Below are 19124 nucleotides of genomic sequence, written 5' to 3' on the forward strand. Positions count from 1 at the left end.
GTGTGGAGCCCGACCTCTTTACCGCAGCGGCGGAAGACCGCCAGGAGAAGGATCCGTCCAGCAGCCCCCTGGCCGTACGGATGCGTCCGCGCGTCCTCGACGAGGTCGTCGGCCAGCGCCATCTGCTCAAGCCCGGATCACCACTGCGGCGCCTGGTCGGCGAGGGGACGGGCGGTCCCGCCGGACCCTCGTCCGTGATCCTCTGGGGCCCGCCCGGCACCGGCAAGACCACCCTGGCGTACGTCGTGTCGAAGGCGACCAACAAGCGCTTCGTGGAGCTGTCCGCGATCACCGCTGGGGTCAAAGAGGTCAGGGCCGTCATCGACGGCGCCCGCCGCGCCTCCGGCGGCTACGGCAAGGAGACCGTCCTCTTCCTGGACGAGATCCACCGCTTCAGCAAGGCCCAGCAGGACTCGCTGCTGCCCGCCGTGGAGAACCGCTGGGTGACGCTCATCGCGGCCACCACCGAGAATCCGTACTTCTCGATCATCTCCCCGCTGCTCTCCCGCTCGCTGCTGCTCACGCTCGAACCGCTCACCGACGACGACCTGCGCAGCCTGCTGCGCCGCGCGCTCACCGAGGAGCGGGGCCTCGGCGGCGCCGTCACCCTCCCTGACGACGCGGAGGCGCATCTGCTGCGGATCGCCGGCGGCGACGCACGGCGGGCGCTGACCGCGCTGGAGGCGGCGGCAGGCGCCGCGATCGACAAGGGCGAGGCGGAAGTCACCCTCGGCACGGTCGAGGAGACGGTCGACCGCGCCGCAGTGGCGTACGACCGCGACGGGGACCAGCACTACGACGTGGCGAGCGCCCTCATCAAGTCGATCCGCGGCTCCGACGTGGACGCGGCGCTGCACTACCTGGCCCGGATGATCGACGCGGGCGAGGACCCCCGGTTCATCGCCAGACGGCTGATGATCTCGGCGAGCGAGGACATCGGCCTCGCCGATCCGGCGGCCCTGCCGCTCGCCGTCGCCGCCGCCCAGGCCGTCGCCATGATCGGCTTTCCCGAGGCGTCCCTCACCCTCAGCCACGCCACCATCGCCCTCGCGCTCGCCCCGAAGTCGAACGCGGCGACGCTGGCGATCGGCGCCGCCCTCGAAGACGTCAAGACGGGCGTGGCCGGATCGGTGCCGACGCATCTGCGCGACGGGCACTACAAGGGCGCGGCCAAGCTCGGCCACGCCCAGGGCTATGTGTATCCGCACGATGTGCCGGGCGGTATCGCCGCGCAGCAGTACGCGCCGGAGGGCGTCCAGGGCAAGCGGTACTACGAGCCGACCCGCTACGGCGCCGAGGCGCGGTACGCCGACGTCGTGGAGAAGGTGCGCGAGCGGCTGCGCGGCGACAATTCCTGACGTGAATTCCTGACGTGCAGGACGAGACCTAGTGCGACGCGTCGAAGAGGGTGTGCATCGCCCGGCGCAGCCCGTTCACGTCGGCCACCGGCTCGGGGAAGTCGAAGCGGGCGTCGAAGCACTGGACGCCGGTGAAGCGCACCCGCAGTCCGAACCGGTCCAGCGCGACGGGCACGGCGGCGCTCCCCGCCGTGGAGGCGCCGGCCCGCTCACCCAGCAGTTCGCGCAGCCGCCGCACCTCGGCGCCGTGGGCGCTGTGCAGATGCTGGAGCAGCTCCGCCTCGTGCTCCACCAGCGGATCGGCCTCGGCTGCGGCGAACTCCTCGGGCTCGACGGACTCGGCGCCCCACAGATCGTCCACGCACGCCTCGCCCACCTCCAGCCGGAGCGTGGCCCGGCCGGGTTCCGCGCGTCCCGGCACCCGGGTCAGCCAGCCGGAGACCCAGGCCCGGCCCCTGATCCGGTGCGGTACGGAGACGGGCGCGACGTCGGTGATCTCCAGGACGGCGGACAGCTCGTCGTCCTGCGCGTGCGCGGCGGCGCGTACGGCGGGGGAGTCGGCGGCGAAGACGAGGAACACGTCGCCCTCGGGCCCCACGGCACGGGCGTCCGGCATCAACTGGAGGGGTTTGGCCCCTTCCAGCCCTGGAATGAGCAGCACCGACGAGCATGTACTCTGTACGAGAGTTCGTGTGCGCTCGGCTGCTGACGGCATCCGGGCGATTTCAAGCCCGCTGGGACGCGGCTGGCCATGAGCTGATCGGACCTCCGTCGATTCGGTGCCCTGTGCGTCGAGGCTGTCTGTGATGCGCGTGGTGTTCCCAGGGCGAGACATGCGATCTCCTTTGAGTAAGGTGAGCCTAACCTAACCTACAACGGAGGTCTGGAGAACGTGCCTAACCAGTCGCGTCCCAAGGTCAAGAAGTCGCGTGCGCTCGGTATCGCGCTGACGCCGAAGGCTGTCAAGTACTTCGAGGCCCGTCCCTACCCGCCGGGTGAGCACGGTCGCGGACGCAAGCAGAACAGTGACTACAAGGTCCGTCTGCTGGAGAAGCAGCGCCTGCGCGCCCAGTACGACATCAGCGAGCGCCAGATGGCGCGTGCGTACGACCGCGCCCGCAAGGCCGAGGGCAAGACGGGCGAGGCGCTCGTCGTCGAGCTGGAGCGCCGTCTCGACGCGCTGGTCCTGCGTTCGGGCATCGCCCGGACCATCTACCAGGCCCGTCAGATGGTCGTCCACGGCCACATCGAGGTCAACGGCGGCAAGGTCGACAAGCCGTCGTTCCGCGTCCGTCCCGACGACGTCGTGATGGTCCGCGAGCGCAGCCGCGACAAGGTCCCCTTCCAGGTCGCGCGCGAAGGTGGCTACGACACCGACGGCGAGACCCCGCGCTACCTCCAGGTCAACCTGAAGGCGCTGGCGTTCCGCCTGGACCGCGACCCGAACCGCAAGGAAATCCCGGTCATCTGCGACGAGCAGCTCGTCGTCGAGTACTACGCCCGCTGACCCGGTCGTAGCTCACCGCGTATCCGCCCGCCGTTCCCCGCCGCTTGCGGCGCGGGGCCGGCGGGCTTCGGCGTACCGGACCCGCACCACCCGGAGCGGGTCACGCGCCGCCGGCAATCCGGTTCAGGGGGGCAGGCCCGGCGCGATAGGGTCGGACCACGATTTTCGGGGCACGATTTTCCGAGCAGAGAGCGGTGCGGTGTGACCGGTGGAGAGGTTGCCGGGCTCCTGGTGGCCGTGTTCTGGGCGATCCTGGTCTCCTTCCTCGCCGTGGTACTGGTGAGGCTGGCCCAGACGCTCAAGGCGACCACCAAGCTCATGGCGGACGTGACGGACCAGGCGGTGCCGCTCCTCGCGGACGCCTCGGCGACGGTGCGCTCGGCGCAGACCCAGCTCGACCGGGTCGACGCGATCGCCACCGACGTCCAGGAAGTCACCTCCAACGCCTCCGCGCTCTCCTCGACGGTCGCCTCGACCTTCGGCGGGCCGCTGGTCAAGGTCGCCGCCTTCGGCTACGGAGTACGACAGGCCATGAGCCGCAAGGGCGCACCGGCCGGCGGCGAAGCCCCGGCCGACCGGGCCCGGCGCACCGTTGTCGTCGGCCGCACGGTCCCGTCGGCCAGGCGCAGGAAGAAGAAAGGCTGACGCAGCCATGTTCCGCCGTACGTTCTGGTTCACAGCGGGCGCAGCAGCCGGCGTGTGGGCCACCACCAAGGTCAACCGCAAGATCCGGCAGCTCAGCCCGGAGAGCCTCGCCGCGCAGGCGGCCAACAAGGCGCTCGACGCGGGCCACCGCCTCAAGGACTTCGCCGTCGACGTCAGGACCGGCATGGTCAGGCGCGAGGCCGAGCTGGGCGAGGCCCTGGGCATCGACGCCTCCGGCGCGGCCGAACTGCCCGCGCCCCGCCGCGTCGTGGCCATCGAACAGGACGAGCCCGGCGGCCGGCGCGGCCCCACGTACCCCTACAACTCGCACAACCGGAATGAGGACCACTGATGGAGTCGGCTGAAATCCGCCGCCGCTGGCTGAGCTTCTTCGAGGAGCGCGGGCACACCGTCGTCCCTTCGGCGTCGGTCATCGCGGACGACCCGACTCTGCTCCTGGTCAACGCGGGCATGGTGCCGTTCAAGCCCTACTTCCTCGGCGAGGTCAAGCCGCCCGGCGCGCGCGCCACCAGCGTGCAGAAGTGCGTGCGGACGCCCGACATCGAAGAGGTCGGCAAGACCACCCGGCACGGCACGTTCTTCCAGATGTGCGGCAACTTCTCCTTCGGCGACTACTTCAAGGAAGGCGCCGTCGAGCTGGCCTGGGAACTGCTCACCAGCCCCCAGGCCGACGGCGGTTACGGCCTCGACCCCGAGCGGCTCTGGGTGACCATCTACCTGGAGGACGACGAGGCCGAGCAGATCTGGCTCGCCAAGACGGACGTGCCCGCCGAGCGGATCCAGCGCCTCGGCAAGAAGGACAACTTCTGGTCCATGGGTGTGCCAGGACCCTGCGGCCCCAGCTCCGAGATCCACTACGACCGCGGCCCCGAGTTCGGCGCCGCCGGCGGACCCGCCGTCAACGACGAGCGGTACGTGGAGATCTGGAACCTGGTCTTCATGCAGTACGAGCGCGGCCCGGGTCAGACGAAGGAAGACTTCGAGATCCTCGGCGAGCTGCCCTCGAAGAACATCGACACCGGACTCGGCCTCGAACGCCTCGCCATGATCCTTCAGGGCGTGCAGAACATGTTCGAGATCGACACGTCGATGGCCGTCATCGCCAGGGCCACCGAGCTGACCGGCGTGCGCTACGGCGCCGACCACGGCTCGGACGTCTCGCTGCGCGTCGTCACCGACCACATGCGTACGTCCGTGATGCTCATCGGCGACGGCGTCACCCCCGGCAACGAGGGCCGCGGCTACGTACTGCGCCGCATCATGCGCCGCGCCATCCGCAACATGCGGCTGCTCGGCGCCACGGGCCCGGTCGTCGCCGACCTGGTCGACGTCGTCATCGAGACGATGGGCGAGCAGTACCCGGAGCTGCGGACCGAGCGCAAGCGCATCGAGACCGTCGCCCTCGCCGAGGAAGCCGCCTTCCTCAAGGCCATCAAGGGCGGCACCAACATCCTCGACACCGCCGTCACCGAGACCAAGGCCGCGGGCGGCAAGGTGCTCACCGGCGACAAGGCGTTCCTGCTCCACGACACCTGGGGCTTCCCGATCGACCTCACCCTGGAGATGGCCGCCGAACAGGGCCTGTCCGTGGACGAGGACGGGTTCCGCCGGCTGATGAAGGAACAGCGCGAGCGCGCCAAGGCCGACGCCAGGGCCAAGAAGTCCGGCCACGCCGACCTGTCCGCCTACCGCGAGGTCGCCGACAACAGCGGCGCCACCGAGTTCACCGGCTACACCACCGCCGAGAACGAGTCGACGGTCGTCGGCCTGCTCGTGGACGGTGTCCCCTCGCCCGCCGCGACCGAGGGCGACGACGTCGAGGTCGTCCTCGACCGCACCCCGTTCTACGCCGAGGGCGGCGGCCAGCTCGCCGACCAGGGCCGGATCAAGGTCGACACCGGCGCCGTCATCGAGGTCAGGGACGTCCAGCAGCCGGTCCCCGGCATCTACGTGCACAAGGGCACCGTCCAGGTCGGCGAGGTGACGGTCGGCTCGCCCGTGCACGCCGCCATCGACACCCACCGGCGCCGGGCCATCGCCCGCGCCCACAGCGCCACCCACCTCACCCACCAGGCGCTGCGCGACGCGCTCGGCCCGACGGCCGCCCAGGCCGGCTCCGAGAACTCGCCCGGCCGGTTCCGCTTCGACTTCGGCTCGCCCGCCGCCGTACCCGGCACGGTCCTCACCGACGTCGAGCAGAAGATCAACGAAGTGCTCGCCAGGGACCTCGACGTCCAGGCCGAGGTCATGTCCATCGACGACGCCAAGAAGCAGGGCGCCATCGCCGAGTTCGGCGAGAAGTACGGCGAGCGGGTCCGCGTCGTCACCATCGGCGACTTCTCCAAGGAGCTGTGCGGCGGCACGCACGTGCACAACACCGCCCAGCTCGGCCTGGTCAAGCTGCTCGGCGAATCGTCGATCGGCTCAGGCGTGCGCCGTATCGAGGCCCTGGTCGGGGTGGACGCGTACAACTTCCTCGCCAGGGAGCACACCGTCGTCGCCCAGCTCCAGGAGCTGGTCAAGGGCCGCTCCGAGGAGCTGCCCGAGAAGATCTCCGGCGTGCTCGCCAAGCTCAAGGAAGCCGAGAAGGAGATCGAGAAGTTCCGCGCGGAGAAGGTCCTCGCCGCCGCCGCGGGACTCGCCGCCAGCGCCGTGGACGTACGCGGTACCGCGCTGGTCACCGGACAGGTCCCGGACGGCACGTCCGCCGACGACCTGCGCCGGCTCGTCCTCGACGTACGCGGCCGGATCCCGGGCGACCGGCCCGCTGTCGTGGCGCTGTTCAGCACGGCCGGCGGCCGTCCGCTGACGGTCATCGCCACCAACGAGGCCGCGCGCGGGCGCGGGCTCAAGGCCGGCGAGCTGGTACGCGCCGCGGCCAAGACCCTCGGCGGCGGTGGCGGCGGCAAGCCGGACGTCGCGCAGGGCGGCGGCCAGAACCCGGCCGCCATCGGCGACGCGGTGGCCGCTGTCGAGCGCCTCGTAGCGGAAACGGTCTGACGGGCCGATGAGACGAGGACGTCGTCTCGCGATCGATGTCGGGGACGCCCGGATCGGGGTCGCCTCGTGCGACCCCGACGGGGTCCTCGCCACCCCGGTGGAGACCGTGCCGGGACGCGACGTCCCGGCAGCCCACCGGCGGCTGCTCCAGCTCGTTCAGGAGTACGAACCGATCGAGGTGCTGATCGGGCTGCCGCGCTCCCTGAACGGTGGCGAGGGCCCGGCGGCCGCCAAGGTCCGGATCTTCGCCCAGGAGGTCGCGCGGGGCGCCGCTCCCGTACCCGTACGGCTGGTCGACGAGCGGATGACGACGGTGTCGGCGGCCCAGGGCCTGCGCGCGTCAGGGGTGACGTCCAAGAAGGGCCGGTCGGTGATCGACCAGGCGGCTGCGATCATCATCCTGCAGAATGCCCTTGAGGCTGAACGAGCCTTGGGTAAAGCTCCGGGCGAAGCCGTCGAAGTGGTCATCTGATCGCGATACGGTAACGTTCCGCGCGATGCGGCGGTGTTCGAACAGCCACCGCACAACAAAGAGGCCCAACGGACGCCGTGCCGAGTGCTCGCAAGCCGTTGCCTCGCGGCTCTAGGGGATCGATGACTGACTATGGCCGGGGCCCCGGCTCCGAACCGTGGCACCCCGAGGATCCCCTGTACGGGGACCAGGGATGGGCAGCGCAGCAGGCCGCCGACGGCCAGGCCCCGTACGGCGGACAGCCGCAGCAGCAGTACCCGCAGCAGCCGGTTCAGGGGCAGCAGACGGCAGGCCAGGACCCGTACGCGGCCGGCCAGGACCCGTACCAGCAGCAGTACCCCCCGCAGCAGTACACCGATCCGCAGTACCAGCAGCAGTACCCCCAGGGCCAGTACCAGCAGCAGCCCCAGCAGCCGCAGGCCCAGCAGTACGGCGGGCAGCAGCAGTACAACGACCCTCGGTACACCAACGCACCGCAGCCGCAGCAGCCGCAGGCCCAGCAGTACGACGGGCAGCACCAGTACACCGATCCCCAGTACAACGACCCGCAGTACCAGGGCGGTTGGGACACCGGGCAGCGGGCGGCCATGCAGTACGGCCAGCAGCCCCCCGGGGGTTACGGCAACCAGGGCGACACCGGGCAGGGCAACGGCTACCCGCAGAACCCCGACTACTACGCGGCCCCCGAGGGCTACCCGCACCAGCAGCCGGGCCAGCAGCAGCCAGGTCAGCAGCAGCCGGGCCAGCACCAGCAGCCCGTGCAGACGCCGCCGCCCGGCCGGGGCCAGGCAGGGCCTGCCGCCGGGCAGCGCGCCCCCGAGCCGGAGAACGAGTGGGACGGCCCGCAGCCGGAGGAGACGCACCCCTTCTTCACCGGCGCCGACACCCCCGTACCCGCCAAGGGCCGGCGTGACGAGGACGACGACCGCTACGACGACTCCGACGACGAGTACGACGACCGCCGCGGTGACGACGACCACCGGGGCAACGGCAAGAAGAAGGGCCGCAGCGGACGGGCCTGCCTCGTCGTCGCCGTGGTCCTCGTCGGCCTGGTCGGCGGAGTCAGCTACGTCGGCTACAACTTCTACCAGGACCGCTTCGGCCCGCCGCCGGACTTCTCGGGCAGCGGCACGGGCGCCGTCCAGATCGTGGTGCCCGAAGGCGCTTCGGGCGCCCAGATCGCCGCGCTGCTGGTGAAGGGCGGCGTGGTCAAGAGCCAGGGCGCGTTCATCGAGGCCCAGAAGGACACCCCCAAGGGCGACTCGATCCAGGCGGGCGTCTACACCCTCGGCACCGGCATGTCCGGGAAGAACGCCGTCACGAAGATGCTCGACCCGAGCAGCCAGAACGTCCTCATCGTCACACCCGGCCAGCGCAACAGCCGGGTCTACGAGAACATCGACACCCAGCTCGGCATCAAGAAGGGCTCGACGCAGGCCGCGGCCAAGTCGCAGCTCAAGACGCTCGGCCTGCCCGACTGGGCGCAGAACAACAGCAAGATAAAAGACCCGCTCGAAGGCTTCCTGCTGCCAGGGAACTACGGGGTCGCCAAGGGGACGAAACCCGAGGCGGCCCTGAAGCAGATGGTGACCCGGGCCGACGACGCGTACGCCAAGGCGGACCTGGCGGGTGAGGCCGAGAAGCGCGGGCTGCGGGACCCGTGGCAGTTGCTCACCGTCGCCAGCCTCGTGCAGGCCGAGGGCAAGACGCACGACGACTTCCGGAAGATGTCCGAGGTCGTCTACAACCGCCTCAAGCCCACCAACACGGAGACGAACCAGCTCCTCCAGTTCGACTCCACCTTCAACTACCTCAAGGGCCAGAGCAAGATCGACCTCACCGAGGCAGAGGTCAACGGCAACCGCGACCCGTACAACACCTACACGGTGAAGGGGCTGCCGCCCGGTCCCATCGGCAACCCCGGTCCCGACGCCCTCGCCGCAGCGGTCAACCCGACCAGCGACGGCTGGATGTACTTCGTGGCGACCGACGGGGCGAACAAGACCGAGTTCGCCAAGACGAACGCCGAGTTCGAAAAGCTCAAGGACAAGTTCAATGACAACAAGGGCCTCGGCGGCTGAGCCGCGCAGGGCGGCCGTACTCGGCTCGCCCATCGCACACTCGCTCTCGCCCGTCCTGCACCGGGCGGCCTACGCCGAACTCGGCCTCGACGGCTGGTCGTACGACCGCTTCGAGGTGGCCGAGGCGGGGCTGCCCGCGTTCTTCGAAGGGCTCGGCGCGGTCGGCGAAGGGCCCGGGTGGGCCGGGCTCTCGCTGACCATGCCGCTCAAGCGGGCCGTCATCCCGCTGCTCGACAAGATCACCGACACCGCCGCTTCGGTGGAGGCCGTCAACACGGTGGTGTTCGAGGCCGACGGCCGGCGCACCGGCGACAACACCGACATCCCCGGCATGCTCGCAGCGCTGCGCGAGCGCGGGGTGACCGAGGTCGGCTCGGCCGCCGTGCTCGGCGCGGGCGCCACCGCATCGTCGGCGCTCGCCGCGCTGGCCCGCGTCTGCACGGGACCGGTCACCGCGTACGTACGCAGCGCCGCCCGCGCGGCCGAGATGCGCGGCTGGGGCGAGCGGCTGGGCGTCGACGTCCGCACCGCCGACTGGACGGCGGCGGCCGACGCGTTCGAGGCGCCGCTGGTCATCGCGACCACCCCGGCGGGCACGACGGACGAGCTGGCCCCGCTGGTGCCCACCACCCCCACCAGCCCCACCAGCCCCGGCACGCTCTTCGACGTCCTGTACGAGCCCTGGCCCACCCCGCTCGCGACCGCCTGGTCGGCGGCCGGGGGAGCGGTCGTCGGCGGCCTCGACCTGCTGGTGCACCAGGCGGTGCTCCAGGTCGAACAGATGACGGGGCGTACCCCCGCACCGCTCGCCGCGATGCGCGCGGCGGGGGAGCGGGCCCTGCGCGCCCGCTGACCGGCACACCGTCCGCTTCCTGGACCGCGAGCCGGGTCACCCGTCCGCACGTGGGAGGATCGGGAGAGGCGGGCCAGGGCCGCGCACCCGGCCGCGCCACCGCATTCCAGGCGCGAGCAAGAGGAGCACCGTTGAGCAGGTTGCGCTGGCTGACCGCGGGGGAGTCGCACGGCCCCGCACTCGTCGCGACGCTGGAGGGCCTTCCCGCCGGTGTGCCCATCACCACCGACGTCATCGCCGACCACCTCGCCCGGCGGCGCCTCGGCTACGGGCGCGGCGCGCGGATGAAGTTCGAGCGCGACGAGGTCACCTTCCTCGGCGGTGTGCGGCACGGCCTCACCATGGGATCGCCCGTCGCGATCATGGTCGGCAACACCGAGTGGCCCAAGTGGGAGCAGGTCATGGCGGCCGACCCCGTCGACCCCGCCATTCTCGACGAACTGGCCCGCAACGCCCCGCTGACCCGCCCCCGGCCCGGCCACGCCGACCTCGCCGGGATGCAGAAGTACGGCTTCGACGAGGCCAGGCCGATCCTGGAGCGCGCCAGCGCCCGCGAGACCGCCGCCCGCGTGGCACTCGGCGCCGTCGCCCGCTCGTACCTGAAGGAGACGGCCGGTATCGAGGTCGTGTCCCATGTGGTCGAGCTGGCCGGGGCCAAGGCGCCCTACGGGGTCCTCCCGACGCCCTCCGACGTCGAGCGGCTGGACGCCGATCCGGTGCGCTGCCTCGACGCCGACGCGAGCAAGGCGATGGTCGCCGAGATCGACCAGGCCCACAAGGACGGTGACACGCTCGGCGGCGTGGTCGAGGTCCTGGCGTACGGCGTGCCCGTCGGCCTCGGCTCGCACGTCCACTGGGACCGCAGGCTCGACGCCCGGCTCGCCGCAGCCCTGATGGGCATCCAGGCCATCAAGGGCGTCGAGGTCGGCGACGGCTTCGACCTGGCGCGGGTGCCGGGCTCGCAGGCCCACGACGAGATCCTGGTGACCGACGACGGCATCAGGCGCGCCTCGGGCCGCTCCGGCGGCACCGAGGGCGGTCTGACCACCGGTGAGCTGCTGCGGGTCCGCGCCGCCATGAAGCCCATCGCGACCGTGCCGCGCGCGCTCGCCACCGTCGACGTCGCCACCGGCGAGGCGGCGAAGGCGCACCACCAGCGCTCCGACGTGTGCGCCGTGCCGGCGGCGGGCATCGTCGCCGAGGCCATGGTCGCGCTGACCCTCGCCGACGCCGTGGCCGAGAAGTTCGGCGGCGACAGCGTCCCCGAGACCCGCCGCAATGTCCGTTCGTACCTGGAGAATCTGGTGATCCGATGAGCGACCAGGAGCCTTCGGGCGCCGCCGCAGGACCCGTCGTCGTACTGGTGGGACCGATGGGCGCGGGCAAGTCCGTCGTCGGTGAACTGCTGGCCGACCAGCTCGGCGTGGGCTACCGGGACAGCGACGCCGACATCGTCGCCGCGCACGGCCGCACGATCGCCGACATCTTCGTCGACGAGGGCGAACCGTACTTCCGCGAGCTGGAACGCGAAGCCGTACGCGTCGCCCTCACCGAGCACACCGGCGTCCTGGCGCTCGGCGGCGGCGCGATCCTGGACGACACCACCCGTGAGCTGCTGACCGGGCTGCCCGTCGTCTATCTGTCGGTGGAGGTCACCGAGGTGATGAAGCGGGTCGGGCTCAACACGGCCCGCCCGCTGCTGCTGGTCAACCCGCGCCAGGAGTGGAAGAAGCTGATGGAGGCCCGCCGTCATCTCTACACCGGGGTGGCGCGCGCGGTGGTCGCGACGGACGACCGCACCCCCGAAGAGGTCGCCGAAGCGGTCCTCGACGCACTCGAACTGAGGAAAGCATGACCGCACAGGCAGTCACCCGTATCCAGATCGGCGGCACGGCCGGCACCGACCCGTACGAGGTGCTGGTCGGCAGGCAGCTCCTCGGCGAGCTGCCGGGGCTCATCGGCCGCGCGAAGCGCGTCGCCGTGCTGCACCCCGAGGCGCTGGCCGAGACCGGTGAGACGCTGCGCCAGGACCTGGCGGACCAGGGGTACGAGGCCATCGCCGTCCAGCTCCCCAACGCGGAGGAGGCCAAGACCGTCGAGGTCGCCGCGTACTGCTGGAAGGCGCTCGGCCAGACCGGCTTCACGCGCAGCGACGTCATCGTCGGCGTGGGCGGCGGGGCCACCACGGACCTCGCCGGGTTCGTCGCGGCCACCTGGCTGCGCGGGGTGCGCTGGATCGCCGTACCGACGACCGTGCTCGGCATGGTCGACGCCGCCGTCGGCGGCAAGACCGGCATCAACACCGCCGAGGGCAAGAACCTGGTGGGCGCCTTCCACCCGCCCGCCGGAGTCCTCTGCGACCTGGCCGCGCTGGACTCGCTCGGTGTGCACGACTACGTCAGCGGCATGGCCGAGATCATCAAGGCCGGCTTCATCGCCGACCCGGCCATCCTCGACCTGGTCGAGGCGGACCCCGAAGGCGCCCGCACCCCGGCAGGGCCGCACACGGCCGAACTGATCGAGCGGTCGATCCGGGTGAAGGCCGAGGTCGTCTCCAGCGACCTCCGGGAGTCCGGGCTGCGGGAGATCCTGAACTACGGCCACACCCTCGCGCACGCCATCGAGAAGAACGAGCGCTACAAGTGGCGGCACGGCGCCGCCGTCTCCGTCGGCATGGTCTTCGCCGCCGAACTGGGCCGGGTCGCCGGCCGCTTGGACGACGCGACGGCCGACCGGCACCGCTCGGTGCTGGAGTCCGTGGGACTGCCGCTGACCTACCGCGGCGACCAGTGGCCCAAGCTGCTGGAGACCATGAAGGTCGACAAGAAGTCACGCGGCGACCTGCTGCGCTTCATCGTCCTCGACGGCCTCGCCAAGCCGACCGTCCTCGAAGGCCCCGACCCGGCTGTCCTGCTCGCCGCCTACGGCGAGGTGTCGGCGTGAGCGACGAGCAGGTGGGCGACGAGCAGGTGAGTGACGCGCAGGGGACCCGGCGGGTCCTCGTCATCAACGGCCCCAACCTCGGCCGGCTCGGCTCCCGCGAGCCCGACGTGTACGGCGCGACCTCGTACGCGGGCCTGGTCGACACCTGCCGCACCCTCGGCAAGGAGCTGGGCTTCGACGTCGACGTACGCGAGACGAACGACGAGGGCGAGCTGATCCGCTGGCTGCACGAAGCGGTCGACGGATCAATTCCGGTCGTTCTCAACCCGGGTGCGTTCACGCACTACTCGTACGCGCTGCGCGACGCGGCGGCGCAGCGCACGGCGCCGCTGATCGAGGTGCACATCTCGAACCCGTACACACGGGAGGAATTCCGCCACACCTCCGTGGTCGCCGCCGTGGCGAGCGGCACGGTCGCCGGCTTCGGCATCGGCTCCTACCGGCTCGCACTGCGGGCGCTCGCCGAGGAGTTGACCGGCTGACCCGGCCGAGGCGGTACCGTTCGGTAGCAATCGGCCGTGAGGCCGGCTTAGTCGTACGAGACGGAGTGGCACCGCATGCAGCACGCAGTGGGTGGTCCGCTGCCGCCTCACCGGGGACCGGTCGACGGGTCCGGCGGGTGGGCGGCCGAACCGCCGCCCCCCGGAGCGCCCCCGGGGCCGCCGCCCGCGCACTGGGCGCCGCCGCAGCCGCCCCAGGCCCCCCAGGTGCCGCAGCACGCCCAGGGCCCGCAGCAGACGCCGCACGCCCCCATGGCGCCCCCGGTGCCCGGTGCGCCGCCCGGGGCCTTCGTACCGCCCCCGGACAGCACCGGCCATGTCCAGCTCCCGCCGGGCGGCCCGGTGGCCCTGCCCGCGCCGCCCGGCGCCGACGGCGGCACCGGCGCCGCGACCCTCGCCGTCCTGCTGATCGGCCCCGCGGGCGCGGGCAAGACGACCGTCGCCCGGCACTGGGCGCAGAGCCGCCGGGTGCCCACGGCCCACATCAGCCTGGACGACGTACGCGAATGGGTCTGCTCAGGTTTCGCCGACCCGCAGTCCGGCTGGAACGACCACTCCGAGGCGCAGTACCGGCTGGCCCGCCGCACCTGCGGCTTCGCCGCCCGCAACTTCCTCGCCAACGGCATCTCCTGCATCCTCGACGACGCCGTCTTCCCCGACCGGCCGGCCGTCGGCCTGGGCGGCTGGAAGCGGCACGTCGGCCCCGGGCTGCTGCCCGTCGTCCTGCTCCCCGGGCTCGAAGCGGTCCTGGAGCGCAACGCGGCCCGCAGCGGCAACCGCAGGCTCTCCGACGAGGAGGTCGCCGGTATCCACGGCCGGATGGCGGGCTGGTACGGCTCCGGGCTGCCGATCATCGACAACACGACGCTCGACGTGGAGACCACGGCCAGGCTGCTGGACGACGTACTCGCCCGCTCCATAGCGTCGCCGCCCGCCTGGTAGCCCTCCCGGCGCCCGCCCGGTGACACCCCCGCCCACCCGGCGGCCCGCCCGGTCGCACCCCCGGTCGGACGCGCTGAACCGGCCGGGCGCCGCCGCCGCTCATACGCTCGGGGCATGGCAGAGGTGTATGCGGACCGCCGCGCGCGGCTGCGCGAGCGATGCTCAGCGGCAGGGAGCGGCGCCGCTCTGGTCTCCCGGCCGGCCAACGTCCGCTATCTCGCGGGCGGCGCGCCGCCCGGCGCCGTGCTGCTCCTCGGCGCCCGGCCCGACGACGACCTGCTGCTGTGCCCCCGCACGCCCGCAGGCGACCCCGCCGAGGGCCGCCCGGACAGCGCCCTGCGGCTGTCGGTCCTGCCGTCCGGCGACGGCGACCCGGCGATCGCCGCCGTCGGTGTACTCGCCGCCGCCGGCGACGACCGGACGGCGGGACCGCTCGCCGTCGAGGAGCACCATCTGACCGTCGCCCGGCACTGGGCCCTCGGCTCCGTCGCGCCCCGGCTGCGCCTCGCCGACCTGGGCTGCGCGGTGGAGCAGCAGCGCATCGTGAAGGACGAGGAGGAGATCGGCTGCCTGCGGATCGCCGCCGAGATCGCCGACCAGGCGCTGGGCGAACTGCTGGAGTCGATCCTCGTGGGCCGCACCGAGCGCCATCTCGCGCTGGAACTGGAACGCCGGCTGATCGACCACGGCGCCGAGGGCCCCGCCTTCCCGACCTCCGTCGCCACCGGGCCCAACTCGGGCCGTGCGGAGCACCGTCCGTCGGACCGGCGGGTCGAGGAGGGCGATTTTCTCACCGTCGGCCTCGGCGCCGAATACCGCGGCTACCGGTGCGGCATCGCCCGTACGTTCGTCATCGGAACGTCCCCCGCCGACTGGCAGGTCGAGCTGTACGAGCTGGTCTTCGCGGCACAACGGGCAGGTCGGGAGGGGCTGCTGCCCGGTGTCGGCTACCGGGACGTGGACCATGCCGCCCGGCAGCCGCTGGTGGCCGCGGGGTACGGCGAGGGGCTCGGCGCCCGCGTCGGGCACGGTGTGGGGCTCGAAAATGACGAGGACCCGCAGTTGGCCCCCGCTGCCATGGGTAAACTGGACGCTTGCGTGCCTGTCACCGTAGGACCGGGGGTCCACCTTCCGGGCCGGGGCGGTGTCCGGATCGCTGACACGCTCGTCGTCCGCCCCGAAGCGGACGGCGGACCCGAGCTACTCACCATCACGACCAAGGAGCTGCTCGCGCTCTAGCGCGCACCCGTGGTCCCACCAGCATCAGTCCAGGAGATTCCGCAACCGTGGCTTCCACGAACGACCTCAAGAACGGCATGGTTCTCAAGCTCGACTCGGGCCAGCTCTGGTCCGTCGTCGAGTTCCAGCACGTCAAGCCGGGCAAGGGCCCGGCCTTTGTGCGCACCAAGCTGAAGAACGTGCTCTCCGGCAAGGTCGTCGACAAGACCTTCAACGCAGGCGTGAAGGTCGAGACCGCCGTAGTCGACCGCCGCGACATGCAGTTCTCGTACATGGACGGCGAGTACTTCGTCTTCATGGACATGGGCACCTACGAGCAGATCCACATCAGCAGGGAGGTCGTCGGCGACGCCGCCAACTTCCTGCTGGAGGGGTTCGAGGCCACGGTCGCGATGTACGAGGGCAACGCCCTCTACGTCGAGTTGCCCGCGGCCGTCGAGCTGGTCATCGAGCACACCGACCCCGGTGTGCAGGGCGACCGCTCCACCGGCGGCTCCAAGCCGGCCAAGCTGGAGACCGGTTACGAGATCGGTGTGCCGCTCTTCATCACGACCGGCGAGAAGATCAAGGTCGACACGCGCTCAGGCGAGTACCTCGGCCGGGTGAACAGCTAACCGTGGCTGCCCGGAACAAGGCCCGCAAGCGCGCCTTCCAGATCCTCTTCGAGGCCGACCAGCGCGGGGCGTCCGTGCAGACGGTCCTCGCGGACTGGATACGGCACGCCCGGACCGACGACCGCCAGCCGCCGGTCGGCGAATACACCATGGAGCTGGTCGAGGGGTACGCGGAGTACGCGGACCGCATCGACGACCTCATCACCACCTACGCGGTGGGCTGGACGCTCGACCGGATGCCGGTGGTCGACCGGAACATCGTGCGACTCGGCGCCTACGAACTGGTGTGGGTGGACGAGACGCCCGACGCCGTGGTGATCGACGAGGCGGTACAGCTCGCCAAGGAATTCTCCACCGACGACTCGCCGTCGTTCGTGAACGGCCTGCTCGGCCGGTTCAAGGACCTCAAGCCGAGCCTGCGCCGCGTATGACCCGCGGGGCGGCGGGCCGGCCCGGCACCCGGCCGCCGGCGCCCCGCACGCCGCACACGCCGGAGGGCGGCCCCCGCACTGCCGGGCCCGCCCTCCGGAGGTGACGTTTCTGCTGGTGCGCGCCTTACGCGCGCTCAGACCTCCTCGTGGGCGACGGCGCGGCGCGCGTCCGCGTCGAGCACACCCCAACTGATGAGCTGCTCGGTCAGGACCGAGGGCGACTGGTCGTAGATGACGGCCAGCGTGCGCAGGTCGTCCTGGCGGATCGACAGCACCTTGCCGTTGTAGTCGCCGCGCTGGCTCTGGATCGTCGCCGCGTACCGCTGCAGCGGGCCCGCCTTCTCCTGCGGCACGTGGGCGAGGCGCTCCAGGTCCAGGACGAGCTTCGGCGGCGGCTCGGCGGCGCCGCCGGGCGTCGTGCCGGGAAGGAGTTCCTGCACCGGGACCCCGTAGAAATCAGCCAATTCGGCGAGCCGCTGCACGGTCACGGCACGGTCGCCGCGCTCGTACGAACCGACGACGACGGCCTTCCAGCGGCCCTGCGACTTCTCCTCAACGCCATGGAGCGAGAGGCCCTGCTGGGTGCGGATGGCGCGGAGTTTGGCCCCGAGCTGCTTTGCGTATTCGCTGGACATATAGCTCCCCGGACGAAGTCTGGTAACTCACTGTGAGGTTACGCAGCGTTACTTGGATGCGTCAAGCCGGGGGCTCGTTACCGGCCTCCCGCCAGGGGCGACACCAGGTGCTCAGAACGCCCCTGGTACCGTGGATGGCGCAATCCAGACGTCCTTTAAAAACCGTCCCGTGAGGCGGAGAAGGAGGTCCGTTTCTTATGGAGACAGACAGCTCGATCAGTCCTGATGGCCCGCGCCCCGTTTTGGAGGCGCCCGACATCGCACGGGTCCTGACCCGTATCGCCCACGAGATCGTCGAACGCGCCAAGGGCGCCGACGACGTGGTCCTGCTCGGCATCCCGACCCGCGGTGTGTTCCTGGCCCGCCGGCTGGCCGACAAGCTCGAAGAGATCACCGGAAGAGCCATCCCGGTCGGCTCCCTCGACATCACCATGTACCGCGACGACCTGCGCATGCGGCCCGCCCGCGCGCTCGCCCGCACCGACATCCCCGCGGACGGCGTCGACGGCAGGCTCGTCGTCCTCGTCGACGACGTGCTCTTCTCCGGCCGCACCATCCGCGCCGCCCTCGACGCCCTCGGCGACATCGGCCGGCCCCGCGCCGTGCAGCTCGCCGTCCTCGTCGACCGCGGCCACCGGGAACTGCCGATCCGCGCCGACTACGTCGGCAAGAACCTCCCCACGTCGCTGCGCGAGACGGTCAAGGTCCAGCTCGCCGAGGAGGACGGCCGCGACACGGTCCTGCTCGGCCTGCGGCAGCCCACCGCCTCCGGCGAGCGGTAGCGACAGCCGCTTCCTTCGTACGCCGCAAGTCCCGTACGGCTGCGCGAGCGCGCCCGCACGCCCTCACTCGACCCACCGGAGCACACCCAGATGCTGCGCCTGCCAGGAGCAAGCCCCCGCACCCCCGGCCACCTGATCTCAGCCGCCGACCTCACCCGCGACGACGCCGTACTGATCCTCGACACCGCGGAGGAGATGGCCCGCGTCGCCGACCGGCCCATCAAGAAGCTGCCGACGCTGCGCGGCCGGACCGTCGTCAACCTGTTCTTCGAGGACTCCACCCGCACCCGGATCTCCTTCGAGGCCGCCGCCAAACGGCTCTCCGCCGACGTCATCAACTTCTCGGCCAAGGGCTCGTCGGTCTCCAAGGGCGAGTCGCTCAAGGACACCGCCCTGACCCTGGAGGCGATGGGCGCCGACGCCGTGATCATCAGGCACCCGTCGTCCGGTGCCCCGTACCGGCTCGCCACCTCGGGCTGGATCGACGGTGTCGTCGTCAACGCGGGCGACGGCACCCACGAACACCCCACCCAGGCGCTGCTCGACGCCTTCACCCTGCGCCGCAGGCTGGTCGGCGCCGACGCCGGCATCGGCAACGACCTCGCGGGCCGCCGGGTCACCATCGTCGGCGACATCCTGCACAGCCGGGTCGCGCGCTCCAACGTGCTGCTGCTGCACACGCTCGGCGCGCAGGTCACCCTGGTCGCCCCGCCCACCCTCGTGCCGATCGGCGTCGAGGAGTGGCCCTGCGAGGTCAGCTACAGCCTGGACGAGGTGCTGCCCGCATCGGACGCCGTGATGATGCTGCGCGTCCAGCGGGAGCGGATGAACGCCGCCTACTTCCCCACCGAGCGTGAGTACTCCCGCCGCTACGGCCTCGACGGCGAGCGGATGGCCCGGATGCCGGAGAAGTCCGTCGTGATGCACCCCGGGCCGATGAACCGCGGCATGGAGATCACCGCCGAGGTCGCCGACTCCGACCGCTGCACCGCCGTCGAACAGGTCGCCAACGGCGTCTCGATCCGGATGGCCGTGCTCTACCTGCTGCTGGGCGGCAACGAGCCCGCCGTCAGCCACGCGCGCACCGAGGAGAACAAGTAA

General features: G+C 71.4%; 20 protein-coding genes. 18 read left to right on the plus strand and 2 right to left on the minus strand.

Going from position 1 to position 19124, the window contains the following annotated elements; genetic code table 11:
- The first annotated feature begins 2 nt into the window (after positions 1 to 2).
- Positions 3 to 1358 carry a replication-associated recombination protein A gene (locus tag ACZ63I_RS30200; RefSeq protein ID WP_469342409.1) on the plus strand — a complete coding sequence of 452 codons (1356 nt, stop codon included), beginning with the start codon at positions 3 to 5 and terminating at the stop codon, positions 1356 to 1358.
- A 28-nt stretch (positions 1359 to 1386) separates the two neighbouring features.
- Here ACZ63I_RS30200 and ACZ63I_RS30205 read toward each other — a convergent pair whose 3' ends face one another.
- Complete coding sequence (locus ACZ63I_RS30205) at positions 1387 to 2073, minus strand: DUF2470 domain-containing protein (RefSeq protein WP_469342411.1); 687 nt, start codon at positions 2071 to 2073, stop codon at positions 1387 to 1389.
- 177 nt (positions 2074 to 2250) lie between these two features.
- Between ACZ63I_RS30205 and rpsD the strand changes: the two genes are divergently transcribed.
- The 15 genes from rpsD to nusB all read left to right on the plus strand — a co-directional run bounded on the left by rpsD (position 2251) and on the right by nusB (position 16606).
- Positions 2251 to 2865, plus strand: a complete 615-nt coding sequence (gene rpsD, locus ACZ63I_RS30210) for a 30S ribosomal protein S4 (protein WP_469342412.1) — start codon at positions 2251 to 2253, stop codon at positions 2863 to 2865.
- Between the two features lie 201 nt (positions 2866 to 3066).
- On the plus strand, positions 3067 to 3510 hold the full coding sequence (locus ACZ63I_RS30215; protein WP_041991634.1) for a DUF948 domain-containing protein: 444 nt from the start codon (positions 3067 to 3069) through the stop codon (positions 3508 to 3510).
- 7 nt (positions 3511 to 3517) lie between these two features.
- Positions 3518 to 3862: a DUF6167 family protein gene (locus ACZ63I_RS30220; protein ID WP_469342413.1), complete on the plus strand. Its 345-nt coding sequence runs from the start codon at positions 3518 to 3520 to the stop codon at positions 3860 to 3862.
- A complete protein-coding gene (gene alaS, locus ACZ63I_RS30225; protein ID WP_469342414.1) occupies positions 3862 to 6531 on the plus strand; it encodes an alanine--tRNA ligase in 2670 nt (889 codons plus the stop codon). The genes ACZ63I_RS30220 and alaS overlap by 1 nt, the downstream gene beginning before the upstream one ends.
- Positions 6532 to 6538: 7 nt before the next feature.
- The gene (gene ruvX, locus ACZ63I_RS30230; RefSeq protein WP_041991640.1) at positions 6539 to 7003 is read left to right on the plus strand and encodes a Holliday junction resolvase RuvX; all 465 of its coding nucleotides are present in this window, start codon (positions 6539 to 6541) and stop codon (positions 7001 to 7003) included.
- Between the two features lie 122 nt (positions 7004 to 7125).
- Positions 7126 to 9084, plus strand: a complete 1959-nt coding sequence (mltG, locus tag ACZ63I_RS30235; protein ID WP_469342415.1) for an endolytic transglycosylase MltG — start codon at positions 7126 to 7128, stop codon at positions 9082 to 9084.
- Complete coding sequence (locus ACZ63I_RS30240) at positions 9059 to 9937, plus strand: shikimate dehydrogenase (RefSeq protein WP_469342417.1); 879 nt, start codon at positions 9059 to 9061, stop codon at positions 9935 to 9937. The genes mltG and ACZ63I_RS30240 overlap by 26 nt, the downstream gene beginning before the upstream one ends.
- A gap of 131 nt (positions 9938 to 10068) precedes the next feature.
- A complete protein-coding gene (gene aroC / locus ACZ63I_RS30245; RefSeq protein ID WP_469342418.1) occupies positions 10069 to 11253 on the plus strand; it encodes a chorismate synthase in 1185 nt (394 codons plus the stop codon).
- The gene (locus ACZ63I_RS30250; protein ID WP_469342420.1) at positions 11250 to 11792 is read left to right on the plus strand and encodes a shikimate kinase; all 543 of its coding nucleotides are present in this window, start codon (positions 11250 to 11252) and stop codon (positions 11790 to 11792) included. Before aroC ends, ACZ63I_RS30250 begins: the two co-directional genes overlap by 4 nt.
- Positions 11789 to 12880 (plus strand): 3-dehydroquinate synthase, encoded by a 1092-nt coding sequence (gene aroB, locus ACZ63I_RS30255; RefSeq protein ID WP_469342421.1) that lies wholly within the window; start codon positions 11789 to 11791, stop codon positions 12878 to 12880. Before ACZ63I_RS30250 ends, aroB begins: the two co-directional genes overlap by 4 nt.
- A gap of 26 nt (positions 12881 to 12906) precedes the next feature.
- Positions 12907 to 13362 (plus strand): type II 3-dehydroquinate dehydratase, encoded by a 456-nt coding sequence (aroQ, locus tag ACZ63I_RS30260; RefSeq protein WP_469342446.1) that lies wholly within the window; start codon positions 12907 to 12909, stop codon positions 13360 to 13362.
- A gap of 75 nt (positions 13363 to 13437) precedes the next feature.
- Positions 13438 to 14322 (plus strand): Pro-rich N-terminal domain-containing protein, encoded by an 885-nt coding sequence (locus tag ACZ63I_RS30265; RefSeq protein ID WP_469342423.1) that lies wholly within the window; start codon positions 13438 to 13440, stop codon positions 14320 to 14322.
- 114 nt (positions 14323 to 14436) lie between these two features.
- The gene (locus tag ACZ63I_RS30270; RefSeq protein ID WP_469342424.1) at positions 14437 to 15561 is read left to right on the plus strand and encodes an aminopeptidase P family protein; all 1125 of its coding nucleotides are present in this window, start codon (positions 14437 to 14439) and stop codon (positions 15559 to 15561) included.
- Between the two features lie 47 nt (positions 15562 to 15608).
- Positions 15609 to 16175, plus strand: a complete 567-nt coding sequence (gene efp / locus ACZ63I_RS30275; protein ID WP_041991658.1) for an elongation factor P — start codon at positions 15609 to 15611, stop codon at positions 16173 to 16175.
- Positions 16176 to 16177: 2 nt separating this feature from the next.
- Positions 16178 to 16606, plus strand: coding sequence for a transcription antitermination factor NusB (nusB, locus tag ACZ63I_RS30280; RefSeq protein ID WP_469342425.1), 429 nt, complete (start codon positions 16178 to 16180; stop codon positions 16604 to 16606).
- 134 nt (positions 16607 to 16740) lie between these two features.
- Here the strand turns inward: nusB and bldD are convergent, their stop codons facing one another.
- Positions 16741 to 17241 (minus strand): transcriptional regulator BldD, encoded by a 501-nt coding sequence (gene bldD / locus ACZ63I_RS30285; RefSeq protein ID WP_041991662.1) that lies wholly within the window; start codon positions 17239 to 17241, stop codon positions 16741 to 16743.
- 197 nt (positions 17242 to 17438) lie between these two features.
- On the opposite strand from bldD, the gene pyrR reads away from it, so the two are divergent.
- Together pyrR and ACZ63I_RS30295 are read left to right on the plus strand one after the other, a co-directional pair.
- Positions 17439 to 18023, plus strand: coding sequence for a bifunctional pyr operon transcriptional regulator/uracil phosphoribosyltransferase PyrR (gene pyrR, locus ACZ63I_RS30290; RefSeq protein ID WP_469342426.1), 585 nt, complete (start codon positions 17439 to 17441; stop codon positions 18021 to 18023).
- 90 nt (positions 18024 to 18113) lie between these two features.
- The gene (locus tag ACZ63I_RS30295; RefSeq protein WP_469342427.1) at positions 18114 to 19124 is read left to right on the plus strand and encodes an aspartate carbamoyltransferase catalytic subunit; all 1011 of its coding nucleotides are present in this window, start codon (positions 18114 to 18116) and stop codon (positions 19122 to 19124) included.

The organism is Streptomyces sp. NPDC087906 (genome assembly GCF_055584925.1).

What these genes read in the sequence shown, in the direction of transcription:
- ACZ63I_RS30205 (WP_469342411.1), bottom strand. Translation starts at nt 2,073, where the DNA reads ATGCCGTCAGCAGCCGAGCGCACACGAACTCTCGTACAGAGTACATGC.
- ACZ63I_RS30220 (WP_469342413.1), top strand. Translation starts at nt 3,518, where the DNA reads ATGTTCCGCCGTACGTTCTGGTTCACAGCGGGCGCAGCAGCCGGCGTG.
- alaS (WP_469342414.1), top strand. Translation starts at nt 3,862, where the DNA reads ATGGAGTCGGCTGAAATCCGCCGCCGCTGGCTGAGCTTCTTCGAGGAG.
- ruvX (WP_041991640.1), top strand. Translation starts at nt 6,539, where the DNA reads ATGAGACGAGGACGTCGTCTCGCGATCGATGTCGGGGACGCCCGGATC.
- mltG (WP_469342415.1), top strand. Translation starts at nt 7,126, where the DNA reads ATGACTGACTATGGCCGGGGCCCCGGCTCCGAACCGTGGCACCCCGAG.
- ACZ63I_RS30240 (WP_469342417.1), top strand. Translation starts at nt 9,059, where the DNA reads ATGACAACAAGGGCCTCGGCGGCTGAGCCGCGCAGGGCGGCCGTACTC.
- ACZ63I_RS30250 (WP_469342420.1), top strand. Translation starts at nt 11,250, where the DNA reads ATGAGCGACCAGGAGCCTTCGGGCGCCGCCGCAGGACCCGTCGTCGTA.
- aroB (WP_469342421.1), top strand. Translation starts at nt 11,789, where the DNA reads ATGACCGCACAGGCAGTCACCCGTATCCAGATCGGCGGCACGGCCGGC.
- ACZ63I_RS30265 (WP_469342423.1), top strand. Translation starts at nt 13,438, where the DNA reads ATGCAGCACGCAGTGGGTGGTCCGCTGCCGCCTCACCGGGGACCGGTC.
- ACZ63I_RS30270 (WP_469342424.1), top strand. Translation starts at nt 14,437, where the DNA reads ATGGCAGAGGTGTATGCGGACCGCCGCGCGCGGCTGCGCGAGCGATGC.
- bldD (WP_041991662.1), bottom strand. Translation starts at nt 17,241, where the DNA reads ATGTCCAGCGAATACGCAAAGCAGCTCGGGGCCAAACTCCGCGCCATC.
- pyrR (WP_469342426.1), top strand. Translation starts at nt 17,439, where the DNA reads ATGGAGACAGACAGCTCGATCAGTCCTGATGGCCCGCGCCCCGTTTTG.
- ACZ63I_RS30295 (WP_469342427.1), top strand. Translation starts at nt 18,114, where the DNA reads ATGCTGCGCCTGCCAGGAGCAAGCCCCCGCACCCCCGGCCACCTGATC.